Origin of the sequence: Stutzerimonas decontaminans (genome assembly GCF_000661915.1) — a bacterium.
Lineage (GTDB): Bacteria > Pseudomonadota > Gammaproteobacteria > Pseudomonadales > Pseudomonadaceae > Stutzerimonas > Stutzerimonas decontaminans.
Genome location: NZ_CP007509.1, coordinates 4,272,297 through 4,285,690 on the forward strand (window position 1 = coordinate 4,272,297; position 13,394 = coordinate 4,285,690).

Genomic DNA, 13,394 nt, shown 5'->3' on the forward strand with positions numbered 1-13,394 from the left:
GGTCATGTCCCCGAAAGAAAATTATCTGCATGAGTTTCTGCGCATTTTCTTTGCCAACCGGCAGGTCATCAAACGGGTCTTCTTGGTATTCGCTGTTATCACGCTAATGATGCCGCTGCTGCTCAAGCAGACCTTCGACATCACAGCCGAAGTGTTGGTGCAATCCAAGAAGCTGCCCCAGAGCGATGCCAACACCGCGCTTAGCCAGGAGACGGACAAGTTCCTACCGCCGTCGCTGGCCGATATGGAAACGGAAAGCAACATTCTTCGTTCGCCCTCGTTGATGCGCGAAACGGTTCGCCAGCTGCATCAGGAAGGTGTGTACAGCCCGAGCCAAGGCATCCTTCATACATTGGCGCTAAATCCGCTGCGCACCTACGTCGCCAATCCACTGCGCGAGCATGTCATTAACCCCTTGCGAAGCGCCGTAGGGCTTGAGATCGATCCAGTGCGCGACGGTACCGTCGACGCCTTGACCGAGCAGGCGCGCGCCGCACTGACCGTCGAGACCCTGCCCGGATCCAACGTCATCTCGGTGAGCTACAGCTTTGCCGATCCCGAGCTGGGCACCAGGCTAGTCACCCGCTTATTGGAAAACTACCTCAAGAGTCGTCAGAACCTGCAGTCCAGCGACTTGCCCGAGTCCTTTTTCGAGCAGAAAAAGAGCCAGTACCAGGTCCGCATTGGCGAGCTCGAACAGCGCCGCAGAAGTCTGCTAGAAAGCATCGGCGCGTCTGACCCCAAGGAAGAGATCACCTTTCGCCTGAACGCAATCAATACAGAAGAGCAGGCGTTGAATCTTTACCGTGACCGTTTCCTTGAAAATCAGCGCTGGCTCGACTACCTCAACAGCAATCTCAGGGCGGCCCGCAAGGCCAGCTTCAATGACGCCACCTTTCCGTTCACCTTCACCCACACGGTGGACAATGCCGCCTACGAAGACCGCGAAATCAAACAGCTCGGCGAAAAGCTGATCGACCAGGTCAGCAACTATGGCAATGCTACCGCCTCGTTCCAGGAAAACAGCCTGCCGGTGCAACAACAACGCGAGCGCATTGCTCGCACACGCGACCAATTCCTGAACGTCGTGGAGAACCGCATTCTCGAGCGCAACAGCGAGCTCGCGACGTTGCAAAAGGTCATTGCACAGAAAACTGAACGCATCGACGAATACAAGGCTCGCGTAAGTGACCTGCAGAACGTCCAGGCGCAACTTCGCCTGTTTGATACTGAGATCGATGCGCTGCATAAGGCGTTCTTCACCTATACACAGCGCTATGAGGAGAGCCGCTCGCAAGGACTGCTCGATGGCAGTGCGTCCAATGCCCGAGTGCTCAGCTGGCCGTACGAACCGTCAGAGCCGGCCTTTCCCAAGCCTATGCTGATCCTGCCGCTAGGCCTGTTGACCGGGCTGATGCTCGCCGTGTCGCTCGGATACCTGCGCGAGTTCTTCGACCATCGCTTCAAGCATCCGGCACAGTTGACGGAGCATCTGGGCCTTCCGGTCCTGATCGTGATCAACGAGAAAGAGGTTCCTCAGCCTACCGCACCGAAAGCCTGGAGTTGGCCATGGGTCTGGTACTGGATACGGCAGTGACCGAAGTGGAACAGCCAGCGACGCTGCCGATCATTCATTTGATCAGCAGCAGCGGCTTCTACGGCGCGGAACGTATGCTGCTGGATCATTGTCAGGGTACGCCTGGCCAGCATCAGGTTGTGTTTCTCGACGCACCCGTCGCGTTAATCGAGCGCTTTCGCCAGGCAGGTGTAGACAGCCTCGCCTGCCGAAACCTGACGGAGCTACTGCGCCACGTGCGTCAGCGCCGCACCGAGCAGCCCTTAATCAACACCCATAACTTCAAGGGGATGATTTTCGGCTCGATCGCTGCCGCTCTGTACAGCCTGCCGCTGGTGACCACGCAGCACGGCTTTACCCCACGCAGTCGCAAGCAACGGTTCTACACCTGGGCCAGCTTGCAGCTGTGCCGTCTTCCTCAAGTACGCCAGATCGTCTGCGTGGCTGACAGCATTGAGCGCATACATCGTGCAGCTGGCGTTCACAGGGACAAGCTACACGTAATTCCCAATGGCCTCCCCGAGACAGCCTCGATACCGGCCGGAACAAACGCAGACACGCCGCTGATCGGCTATGCCGGCCGTCTTAGCGCCGAGAAAGGACCCGACCTCTTTCTCGATGCGCTGATTCCACTGTGTCTAAGCCATCCAGACTGGCATGCCGTTGTATTGGGCGATGGCGAGGAACGCGAAACTCTACAGGCTCGGATTGACGATGCCGGCCTGGCAGAGCGTATCCGCTTGCTCGGCTATCAGCAGGACATGCCGGCATGGCTATCTCGTCTGTCGGTGCTGGTGATTAGCTCGCGTACCGAAGGCACCCCAATGATCCTGCTCGAGGCCATGCAGGCCGGGACGCCGGTTGCCGCGTTTGGGGTCGGTGGCATACCGGACATGCTTAGCGACGAGCACGACGGACTGCTGGCGATACCTGGCGACGTCGCATCCCTTGCCAGGCAAATCGAACGTCTGGTCTGTGAGCCTGGGCTTGCCGGGCGCCTTTCCGCCCAGGCACAAGCGACGCAGCGCAGCCGCTACCATCTTCCCGTGCTCGCGGAGCGCTGGTCGCAGCTGTACTACCGCGCCAGAGGGCTGACAGGATGATCGCAACAGTAGCCGTGGGCGGCGCGCTGGCACTGATTTGCCTAGGACTACTGGCGAGCCCGTGGCCCTTCCTCTCGCCTGTCGTGATAGTCGGACTGGCGGGGCTGGCGGGGCTCTATCGCCGCCCCGCCTGGGGGTTACTCGGTATCGCTGCGCTGGTGCCGTTCGAAGGTCTGTTCAAGGGCAGCGACTTCACCGGGGCTAAGCTGCTTGGCGCCTCAATGATCGTCATCCTTGCACTGCAGCTGCTGTTGCGACAGTTGCCTGACGAGCGCCTGCGAAACAATCTCTGGCGGCCGCTCGCCCTGTTCCTGCTCGCCTATCTGATCAGCCTGATGTTCAGCGAGCGATACGACCTTTCTCTAGGCCACCTGCGTGAGCTGGCCGTGGGCCTTGCGTTGTTCGTCATTACCGTGCTGGTCGCCGCTGAACTGAACATTAAGATGCTATTCAGGCTGGTATCGTTGAGCGTGGCTGCGACCTGCGCCCTGGCGCTGATATCGGCCAAGCACCAGATCGGCGGTCGGGCAATCGGCCTGCTCGAAGATGCCAATTATTTTGCATTGCTGATCGCCTTCGCCGCGCCGATGTCCGCCTGGCTCGCGTTGCGCGCGCCCCACCTGCTGGCAAGGGTGGCTTGGCTGGCTGTCACCCTGTTGCTGCTGGCTGGAATGACCAAGACCGACTCCCGCTCCGGACTGGTGGTGCTGGTCGGCTGCTTGTTGATCGGGCTCTGGCATCATCGCGCCGAACTGCGCCAAATCCGCTCGCGACATCTGGGTTTCGTCCTCTTGGGAGCGGCCATTGTGATACCGCTGGGTCTGATGTCCCTGCCGGCCGACTACGTGGCACGTATCAAATCCCTTGTCGAACTCAAATCTGGCATTAACGCTCATCAGGATGCTTCGCTCGGGCGTCGTGCCTCGTACCTGGTCGTTGGCAGCCAGATGATCCGTGATAATCCGCTGGCCGGCAGCGGTCCTGGGACCTTCCCAGTGCACTATGCCGCGACCGGCTTCGCCAAGGCATTTTCGGAGGAGGCCGGCACCGCCGATCTCTACCGTCGCGCACACAACACCTATCTGGAGATTTTCAGCGAGGTCGGCATCCCCGGCGGTTTGCTGTTCGCTGCACTGATCTTGCTCGGCCTTCGCAACTTCGAACGAGCACGACAGGCGTCGCAAGCCTGCGGAGATGCCGAGCGAGCCGACCTAGCCACCCACTTGGCCCTAAGTTTTCTGGCGATGGCATTGTTCCTGATGTTCCTCAGTGCCCCCAACCACAAATATCTATGGATCATGCTGGGCCTTTCCGGCTACTTGCGGCTCGAGGCTGAAGCTCGGCTCGCCCGCATGAGGCAGCTGGTATGAACGGTGTCAGCGTCGTCATTCCCATGTTCGACGAGGCCCGGCACATAATTCGGACCCTGCAAGCTGCACGGGCCGCGGCCGATGCCGCAGGAGTTGCCTGCGAACTCATCGTGGTAGACAACGGCTCGCACGACGGGGGGCCTGCGCTCGCCGAGGCGGCAGGAGCACGTGTATTGCACCACCCAGGCCTTCATATCGGCGCGCTCCGCAACCGCGGCGCTGCTGCTGCCCGATATGAAGGCCTGGCCTTTCTCGACGCAGACATCGAAGTTCCGCTCGATTGGCTAAAGCAGTGGATATCGCGCAATGAACGTGGGGATGCCGACGTGCTCGCCCTGGCCTGCGATACGCCGGCGCAGGCACCTTGGTATGCCTGCGCCTGGCAGCGCCGCAGCCTGCCAGCCACTGCTGAGCTTCGTCCTAACTGGCTACCCAGCGCCAACCTTTGCCTGACCCGCGAGGCATTCGAGGCCACCGGCGGCTTCGACGAACAGTTGCGCACAGGAGAGGATAAAGACCTCGGGCTGCGCCTACATCATTTGGGCGCGCGTCAGCTGATGCTGAAATCGCCAACCGTATTGCATTGGGGCTACGAAGGCAGCTGGCACGAGTGGTTCGGCAAGGAGCTCTGGCGCCAGGGCAGCCATTGGCAGTTAATGAACAATCAGGGGCACCCCCGCTGGCGCCTGCTGCGTTTTCCATTGCTTGCGCTGAGCAACTGGCTGCCGACATTGCTCGCGCTGTCCGCCGCCCTTGGTGGTCTGCTCCCTCTCGCATTGATCAGCGGGTCGCTCAGTACAGTGCCGGCATTGCTGCTTAGCCTTCGCCAAAGCGCCCGTCAGCGCGACCTTTCTCTGACGCTGCAACTGTGGATTCTGCACTGGTTGCGCCTGCATCTTGCTGGCGGGGCATTCCTGCTTAGCCTGTTCAATTGGACCGCCAGGAGACCTGCCCGTGGCTGATTTCGTATTCTGGCTATGCCTGTTACTACCGGCCTATGCCTATCTGGGTTACCCGCTGACCCTAGCTCTGCTCGCGCGGCTCACCCCGACCAAACCGGTACCAGCGAGCGAGCCGCTGTCAGTAAGCGTGATCATCGCAGCGCACAACGAAGAGGCTCACATCGAGCAGAAGCTACGGACGCTGCTGACCCAGGCCCACCAGGCTGATCGTATGCAAATCATCGTTGCCAGTGATGGCTCGAGCGATGACACCGTCAGCCGTGCCCGTGCGCTGGAGGACCCGCGCATCCAAGTGCTGGATCTGCCGCGCGGCGGTAAGGCCGCCGCGATTAATGCCGCCGTCGCACTGGCAGACGGTGAGGTTCTGGTGTTCACCGATGCCGACAACCAGTGGAACGAACATACCCTCGGTCGGTTACTGGCTCCGCTGGCGGACCCAGACGTAGGCTGCGTCGGCGGCCAGATGATAATTCCCGATCCGGGGCATTCGCTGAGCTTGGGCGACAGCCTGTACCGTCACTACGAAGCGTGGCTGCGCCGCGCCGAAAACCGCACCGGCTGCATGGTATCCGCAGACGGCGCGCTGCTTGCGTTGCGTAGCGAGCTATTCCAGCCAGTGCCAGGACAGGTCAACGATGATTTTTTCCTCAGTACCTGTGCGCCAATGGCCGGGAAACGTATCGTCTATGCCGACGACGCAGTCGTGCTCGACCAAGGTGTGGACGAGGCTGGCAAACAGTTTCGGCGGAGGCTGCGCGTCACCGTCGGGGGGCTGCAGAGCCTGGCCTGTCGCCGCACGCTGATGAATCCGTTACGCCATGGTTTCTATTCGATAGCGCTTGTGAGCCATAAACTGATTCGTCGACTAGCCCCGACCCTGCTCGTTCCCCTGCTGCTCAGCAGCTTATGGCTGCAGGGGAGCGGGCCATTCTATCGGTTCTTCCTGATCGCACAGCTGGCTGGCTACGCAGTCGGCCTGCTTGGATTGTTGGACACGCGAGGCATTCTGCCTAAGCCATTCCGGTTGGCGGCTTTCCTGCTCATCACGATGGCCGGGATGTGCGGTGGCCTCTGGCAATTCCTCAGGGGACACAGCTATCAGCAGTGGAATCCCCAGCAGAATCGCTAAATGACCCCTTCTAAAGCGTGCAAAGCCACAATCGGCTGGCTTCAGTTCAACAGCCCCGGCGGGCGGCGCAAACTCCGTGGTGTAAGGCTGATTCTGATGCTGCACCGCGTACTCGCCGACGACAATGCAGCCGCCCTGCCTCACCGTGCTGAGCTCTGCATCGGTCAATCCGCATTCGGCCGCTTGCTCGCCTGGTTGCAGCAACATTTCGCATGCGTTCCGCTCGGAGAGCTGCTCGCCGCGCCTTGCGACGGCCGCGCTCGGGTCACCCTGACGTTCGATGACGGCTGGCGCGATAACGCAGAAGTGGCCTACCCGTTACTTGCGCGTTATCGCGTACCCGCGAGCATTTTCCTCTCGACAGACTTCATCGGTAGTACTCGAGGCTTCTGGTGGGAAAGCATCGGCGAGACGCTTTGGGCCAATCCTGGCGCACCGGGCCGTCGGCTATTGCAGGCGCGGTTAGCCGAATCCGGCGCGGCGCCTTTGCCGGCCGGCTTTGACAACTTGTCTGAGCGACGCCGCAGCCAATTCCTGGCGCACTATCTGCAATCGCTCAAGACCCTGCCGGCCGCCACGCTGCAAGGTTTGGCCGACGTGTGCCCACAAGAAACGCAACACGCGATGGACTGGGAACAGGTTGCCGAGCTGGAACGCTCTGGCTGGGTACGCTTCGGCCCGCACGGATCGCGTCACGGGATTCTCACGCAAATGAACGACGCAACCTTGGCCGAAGACCTGCAGCGTAGCCATCGGGATCTCGCGACCCATTGTCTAGCGCCGCTACCGATCTACTGCTACCCCAATGGAGATCACGACGCTCGTGTCCGACAAGCGGTCGCGCAGCTCGGATATCGCCACGCCCTTAGCACTCGTCCTGGGCCCTGTCGCGACAACGATGATCCGCTAGCGCTGGCCCGCATCGGCGTCAGTCATCAAATGGCTCGACACCCCGGGCTATTTGCCTGGCGGTTGATGCGGAGCCTGGCGCAATGAGCCGCAACCAGTATCTGCGCCACCTGGCGCTGAGCGTGGCAACGCGCCTGGCCATGATCGGGCTGCGACTGCTGCGCAATGTGCTGCTGGCAAGAGTCCTGGGCCCGGCCGAGCGCGGTTTGTTCGCACTGCTGAGTGCCTTGCCGGACCTGCTTGCAGCGCTCACCAGTGGGGGCCTCAATACGGCGCTGGGCTACCAGGCCGCCCAACAGCGCCCCATGGGCCTGCTGCTCACTCAGGTGCTGGTGTTCGGCTGCCTTGCTGCCGGGCTACTGACACTGTGCGGTGTGCTGATCGTCGATCAGTTCGGTTCGGCGCTGGACGCGTCCCAACAGCTGGGGCCGCTGATCTGGATCCTGCTGCTGGCCGTGCCGTTGATCATTCTCAAGAGTGGGCTGTTGACGCTACACAATGGCGACGGCCGGGTTACCTCTTTCAACGCCCTGCGTCTGCTGGAATCGCTGGCACCACTGGTGTTGTTCCTGGCCCTTTTCTGGATGTGGCAAACCGCTGCATTACAGGCTGCGGTGATCAGTTGGCTGGTGGGCATAGGTCTCGTGACGATAGCGGGCTGGTGCTGGCTTGGACGCTTCCATCAATTGCGGCTGCGCTGGAACACGGGCAGCCATAGGGAACTGCTGCGTTACAGCGGCAAGAGTCATCCCGACGTGCTGTTCCAGCAGGTGCTGCTGCGCTCCGACTATCTGTTTATCGGTGCCTTCATGGGTAGCGAAGCGCTGGGCTATTACGCGATGGCCACAGCGGCGGCCGAACTGCTGTTGATCGTACCTGAGGCCGTGACCACCCCATTGATGAAGCGTCTGCTCAGGCAGGGTGACGGCATTGAACAACTCACTCCGTTCGCGCTGCGTATCACAGCCACCGTGATGCTTGCCGCCTGCCTGAGCATGGCGCTCGTGGGCAACTGGCTGATCGTGAGCCTGTTCGGCGAAAGCTACGCACCGGCCTACCCTGCGTTGCTAGCGCTGCTGCCGGGCCTGTTCGGGCTGTGCTATGCCAGCATCCTGCGCCTGGATCTGCTTGGCAAGAATCGACCGGGAAGCGTATCGCTGATGATGGGCGCCGGTGCCGCAATCAACCTGCTGCTCAATCTACTGCTGATCCCGTCGATAGGCATCGTGGGCGCTGGCATTGCATCGTCGACAGCCTACTTGCTGGTCAGCCTGGCAATGCTGCTGCTTTATTGCCGGATCAGCCAGGTATCTCTGGCTCATACGCTCTTTATCCTGCCAAGCGATTTGGCGCGGCTGCGCCCGCTTCTAAAGGGTGGAGATATCAGCCCATGAAGCGAATCATCCTGTTCCTGGCCGTCCTGCTGGCAGAATCCGCCGCTGCTGCCGACCTTAGCTGGCAGGCCCTGCGCGATGGCGCTCTGTATCTGTATCCGCAGAACACCCAACAGGTGCACATCAGCTGGGTTCCGGCCTGGCAAGCGGAAGCTAACGCTGAGCAGCTTTATCTGGTCGACGGCAAAGGTCGGTTGCAGGCTGACCGGGTGATCATGGCCAGCGAGACAAGCGGGCAGCAGCAATGGACGCTATCAGAAGCTGCCGCTCCGTATCGCTTGGAGGTACCTGGATACAGTTTTCGCGACTACCGGATCCGCCATTCCGACAACGTCGCTGCCATGCTCGAGCCGGTGAAACTGCACTTCAGTGCTGACGTAAGCCATGGGGTGATCCTGTACTTCATGACCCGCGCCGGCGAGCGTGCCGTGCTAGCTGGTAAATATCATGGTGGTGTGAAAGCGCTGCAGGCCCGACGGCTCACGGATGGCCAGCGAGTCGAGCTGCCCCTGAGAGCCTACGACACCTACTCAGAATTCGACCAAGTCGCCCTTCCTGTGTCGGAGCAGAACCAGGTCTGGCAACTGAAGCTGGAGGGCAGCGGCAAAGCAGCTTTCTGGCTGGACGGAACCTCCAATCTATTCGCTCAGCGCCCCGAACATTTGCGCGCACCACGCTGGAACCCAGGCGAGGTTCGCCTCAAGCTGCATGATGTCGTCCTCGGCCCCACCCCAGCCATCGGCATCGCATTGCCCTACGCCCTACCGCCGGAATCGGCCTTTGCTGCGCTGGATATACTCAACCCCCACGCTGGCGGGTACTACAGTTTCGTCGATGTATTGAGCCGGCAGCCCGACCGGGAGCGACCATTTCGCCAGCTCTACCAGCAACGCTTCGGCATCGAGCGCAGCATCACCTTGCTCGCCGGCAGCGGCCGTAGAGCGGTCCTTAAGGCCGACACAGCCACCCTCGCCGGCCTGACCGCCTGGCTGAATGACAGCCGTGCACTCGCCGGCGGCCTGCATTACCTATCCGTTGCGGACGAGCCGAATCTCAACTACCCGGACTTCGACAGTTACGAGCGCTATTTCGCCACGCTCAGTCGGCACATCCGCGCCGACACTGCCGCCCATGCCGCCGGTGTTCGCATCGCGATGCCGGCCAGTTCGCGCCTGACCAACGGACCGACGCGCGATGGTGCCGCCCGGCGCCTTGGTGCTGACTGGGCCGAACGACTACTGGCGCGCCACGACACTTACATCGACGCACTGGCCTGGCACGAGTGGATGGTGCGCGATCTGCTCGCCACGCGCGTCTATCGAGACAACGTTCTCGCGGCAGCGAAACTGGTCGGGCTGGATGAAAATGCTCGCCCGCGCAAGGCGTTGCTTCTGGATCAGACCAACATTTCCAGCGGATCGAGCCTGAGCCCCTACGAGCAGAACACGCACTTCGCATCGCTGTGGTGGGCATCTGTTGTTATCAACGCATCACAGGACGGCCTACTAGACATGATCAATTACTTCCAGGCCGCCGATGAGCCGGACTATCCAAAAGGTTTACTGCACGCAGACGGTCAAGACGAATACTCGCTCAAGCCGGTCGGACTGGCACAGGCGTTCATCGCCAGACACTGGGGTCCCCGCGTCATGAAGATGGATAACGATGCGTTCGAGGTCGACGCTCTGGCACTGGATGCGTCTACCGAGAGTGAGGAACGGAGGCGCGTGCTGGGGGTGAACAAGACGCCTCGGGAGCAAAACATCCGCGCCGAACCGATCGGCTGCGCTGGAGCAATCCGGTTGACGCTATTTGGCCCGGACAGCACTCCACGCGAAGGGCATTGGCGCTGTGAGCAAAACATCGTCAGCTTCAGCCTGCCGGGAGAAACACTGTTCTCTATCGAGTGGGAGCGGCCATGATGGAATCACCCTCGCTGTTCGACAAAATCAGGCGCAAAGGCCTGTTCGGTACCGCTAGGCTGCTGTGGGCACGCTATGTCTACCGCCACGACGAACTGATCTGGATGGAGCGGGCATTGGACCTGCCCGCACCGCACTTCCCTCGCCAGAGTCCCTGGCGCAAGGCATCCATCACCGAAGCGTTGTTGCCCGCGTTCGATCGGCATTTCTCACGATATAAGCCAGGTCTTCTGTCGCTCATCCGCTCAGACAGCGTTGGTGAAGCCTATCTCGACGCCGATGGCCAGGTAATAGGAATGGCGTGGTTCCGTCGAAATGATTATTACGATGACCAAACCTACCACTGTTGGCTACGCCTACCGCCAGGACGCATTTATCAATTTGCTGGGGAAGTGGCGCTGCCGTATCGAGGCACCGGCATGGCTGTGCTATTGCAGCGCGAGCCGTGGAAAAACTTCCTGACCGAGGGATTCAGTCATACGCGGTCGGTAGTCAATTTGAGTAATCAGCCCGCGCTGAAAATGCACGTAAAACTCGGGTTCGACGAGATCGGCGAGAGCATTCACATCTACTGCCTACTCAACTGCATACATTTTCACAGGTATAGCCGTTACAAGGGCAAGCGCCTTCAGCACCTGCGCAAGTCCCGATTCAGTGCTCAAGCCCCCCAGTCTGCCGCGGCGGAGCGTTTACACGATGACTGAACGTCTGGAATGGCAAACGAGCCTATGCACAGCGGCATTCCCTGCCGCAGCTTATGAAGCACTATGCGAACGCCTGGTACAAACCACACCGTTCAATCGCCTAGCCTGGCTGCGGGCTGCTGAGCAGACACTCTCGCCTGCATGCAAGCTGCATGTGCTACTGCTATGGCAGAGCGAGCGATTGGTCGGTTGCATACCGCTGATTCGCTGCCCACTTCGCATGCTTGGCGTAACGATGACGGAAGTCAGGCACCTTGGCCATCCGCTGAGCGACCGGATCGGTCTGATGCTAGATGCGGATGCGGTTCATCTGCTTGAGCCTGCACTGGCGGCCATTCGCGGACGAATCCCCCATGCGCGGTTGCAGCTCAGCGAAATTCCGGCAAGCCTTGAGCATCGCAACCTGCTTACACCATGGGCCCGGCATAGTTGGCAATGGGAAGCACGGACCAGCTGCCACGTACCGGAGCATCGACTGAGCGAAGAGGATCGTCAGGAGGTAAGCGGCGATACGCGCTACAAGCTGCGACGTGCTCGCAAACGGGCGCAGGCCTGCGGTGCTGTGGTGGAGCGAATCACACCGAACTCAACGACCATCATCCCGTGTCTGGAACAACTTGCCATGGTCGAGGAGGCAAGCTGGAAAGGCGACGACGGGGTCGGGATATTCAGCCCTGGCCCTCATCGGGACTGGGTCATCAACGGATTCACCGCCCTCGCGGCCGAAGGCCGGGTACGCGTGGTGCAATTGGCGCTTGAGGGCCGCTGCATCAGCTATCGCCTCGGTCTGCTCGATCAAGGGCGGCTATACGACTACAACCTCGCCTTTCTGCCCGAGTTTGCCTCGCTGGGTAGCGGCCGCTTGTTGCTGGACGAGTGGTTCCACTGGGGGCTGGACGAGGGCTGGGATTACATTGACGCATCCCGGGTAAGCCTGCACCAATCAAGCCACCAACTCCATGAGCGCATGACCGATCGAATTGAGCATCTGCGGTGGAGTTTTTATTCACGCAGGCCTAGCGGCATCGTACTGGGCCTGGTCTACAGGATGTGGCTGCGTATCAAACCGCAGCTGCAAACCTGGCGCACTCGACGTGCGGCCAGGGGCGCAGCGCATGGCGATGTCAAGCAACCGTCCAGCTGATTCATTGAGAGCAGGTATGCCATCCAGAGTGATCATCAACGCCGACGACTTCGGTTTGTCGAGCTCGAACAATCGAGTGATCGTGGCCGCCTTCAACCAAGGCCTTATCAGCTCCGCGACTTTGATGGCCAACACCCCGGGTTTTGACCAAGCCTGTCAGCTGATCCATGCGGAGCGCCTGCACGGGCGGGTCGGCCTGCACCTCAACCTGACCCATGGCCGACCGCTATCTCAGCCCATCGCACGGCAGCGGGAATTCTGCTCACCCGTCGGCGAGTTCGACTTGAGCATTTCACGCTACCGTTTTTCGCTATCGCAACAGGCGCGCCAAGCGGTACGCCAAGAGATTCAGGCCCAATGGCAGCGCTGTCTGGACCAGGGCATACGGCCGAGCCATCTGGACTCGCACCAGCACGTGCACAATCTGTGGCCGGTCGGCGAAGAGCTGGCTCGCTTCGCCGCCGAGCGCGGAGTGCCCCTGCGCCCGGCGCGCAACCTCGGACACAACATCAGCCTACCCAAGCGTCTTTTCAAGCGACTGCTCAATGACCGATTGCGCCAACTGGCAGGGCGAACGGCCGACTTTGCCTGTACGCCCTACGATCTGACCAATACCCCGCTACCCGCCTGCGGCACCCTCGAAGTCATAGCGCACCCAACCCAACTGGCCGATGGCTTCGGTGACGAATATCTGGCCGCTGACGTGCGCCTGGACGAGTTGCTGAGGCGCAGCTTTCCGGATATCCAGCGCATCGCATATAGCGAGCTCTGATTAGCCCTCGGTGTGAAAGCGCTGCAACGCTCGGCGCTGCTTCTTGCTCGGCCGGCCGTCCGTCTGCATGCCCAGCGCACCTGCCTTGCGCTGGGCTGCCGCTTCCTCGCGAGCGGCCAGACTCTGCACCGTCTCTTCATAGAGCGTCTGCGCCTCGGGCGCGCCGCGGCGCACCGCCGACAGTGCGCGGATAACCACCGTGCGTTCGTCGAAGCCAACGCGAATCACCAGCTCATCGCCCACCTTAGGCTCCTTGCTCGGCTTGCAACGCTCGCCGCGGCAGTGCACCTTGCCGCCCTCGATGGCCGCCTTGGCCAGCGCACGGGTCTTGAAGAAGCGCGCAGCCCATAACCACTTGTCCAGGCGCACCTTGTCGTCGTCTTTTTCGGCCATCGTCCAACTCTGTTTT

General features: G+C 60.9%; 12 protein-coding genes. 11 read left to right on the forward strand and 1 reads right to left on the reverse strand.

Annotated features, from left to right (window positions below; translation table 11 throughout):
- Positions 1–4: 4 nt before the first annotated feature.
- From UIB01_RS19835 to UIB01_RS19885, 11 genes are read left to right on the forward strand one after another with little or no spacing between them, the layout of a single operon-like run.
- Positions 5–1,597 (forward strand): GumC family protein, encoded by a 1,593-nt coding sequence (locus UIB01_RS19835; protein WP_038666010.1) that lies wholly within the window; start codon positions 5–7, stop codon positions 1,595–1,597.
- Positions 1,570–2,679 carry a glycosyltransferase family 4 protein gene (locus UIB01_RS19840; protein ID WP_051605119.1) on the forward strand — a complete coding sequence of 370 codons (1,110 nt, stop codon included), beginning with the start codon at positions 1,570–1,572 and terminating at the stop codon, positions 2,677–2,679. Before UIB01_RS19835 ends, UIB01_RS19840 begins: the two co-directional genes overlap by 28 nt.
- The gene (locus tag UIB01_RS19845; protein ID WP_038664346.1) at positions 2,676–4,049 is read left to right on the forward strand and encodes an O-antigen ligase family protein; all 1,374 of its coding nucleotides are present in this window, start codon (positions 2,676–2,678) and stop codon (positions 4,047–4,049) included. Before UIB01_RS19840 ends, UIB01_RS19845 begins: the two co-directional genes overlap by 4 nt.
- Positions 4,046–5,011 (forward strand): glycosyltransferase family 2 protein, encoded by a 966-nt coding sequence (locus UIB01_RS19850; RefSeq protein WP_038664348.1) that lies wholly within the window; start codon positions 4,046–4,048, stop codon positions 5,009–5,011. Before UIB01_RS19845 ends, UIB01_RS19850 begins: the two co-directional genes overlap by 4 nt.
- Complete coding sequence (locus tag UIB01_RS19855) at positions 5,004–6,140, forward strand: glycosyltransferase (RefSeq protein ID WP_038664351.1); 1,137 nt, start codon at positions 5,004–5,006, stop codon at positions 6,138–6,140. The genes UIB01_RS19850 and UIB01_RS19855 overlap by 8 nt, the downstream gene beginning before the upstream one ends.
- Positions 6,141–7,136 carry a polysaccharide deacetylase family protein gene (locus tag UIB01_RS19860; protein WP_038664353.1) on the forward strand — a complete coding sequence of 332 codons (996 nt, stop codon included), beginning with the start codon at positions 6,141–6,143 and terminating at the stop codon, positions 7,134–7,136.
- The gene (locus UIB01_RS19865; RefSeq protein ID WP_038664357.1) at positions 7,133–8,443 is read left to right on the forward strand and encodes a lipopolysaccharide biosynthesis protein; all 1,311 of its coding nucleotides are present in this window, start codon (positions 7,133–7,135) and stop codon (positions 8,441–8,443) included. The genes UIB01_RS19860 and UIB01_RS19865 overlap by 4 nt, the downstream gene beginning before the upstream one ends.
- Positions 8,440–10,365 (forward strand): hypothetical protein, encoded by a 1,926-nt coding sequence (locus UIB01_RS19870; RefSeq protein ID WP_038664359.1) that lies wholly within the window; start codon positions 8,440–8,442, stop codon positions 10,363–10,365. Before UIB01_RS19865 ends, UIB01_RS19870 begins: the two co-directional genes overlap by 4 nt.
- A complete protein-coding gene (locus UIB01_RS19875) occupies positions 10,362–11,069 on the forward strand; it encodes a GNAT family N-acetyltransferase (RefSeq protein WP_038664363.1) in 708 nt (235 codons plus the stop codon). The genes UIB01_RS19870 and UIB01_RS19875 overlap by 4 nt, the downstream gene beginning before the upstream one ends.
- Positions 11,062–12,213, forward strand: a complete 1,152-nt coding sequence (locus tag UIB01_RS19880) for a GNAT family N-acetyltransferase (protein ID WP_051605120.1) — start codon at positions 11,062–11,064, stop codon at positions 12,211–12,213. The genes UIB01_RS19875 and UIB01_RS19880 overlap by 8 nt, the downstream gene beginning before the upstream one ends.
- 16 nt (positions 12,214–12,229) lie before the next feature.
- Positions 12,230–12,985, forward strand: a complete 756-nt coding sequence (locus UIB01_RS19885) for a ChbG/HpnK family deacetylase (protein WP_038664366.1) — start codon at positions 12,230–12,232, stop codon at positions 12,983–12,985.
- On the opposite strand, the gene UIB01_RS19890 is transcribed toward UIB01_RS19885, so the two are convergent.
- Complete coding sequence (locus tag UIB01_RS19890) at positions 12,986–13,378, reverse strand: RNA-binding S4 domain-containing protein (protein WP_038664369.1); 393 nt, start codon at positions 13,376–13,378, stop codon at positions 12,986–12,988.
- Positions 13,379–13,394 lie beyond the last annotated feature (16 nt).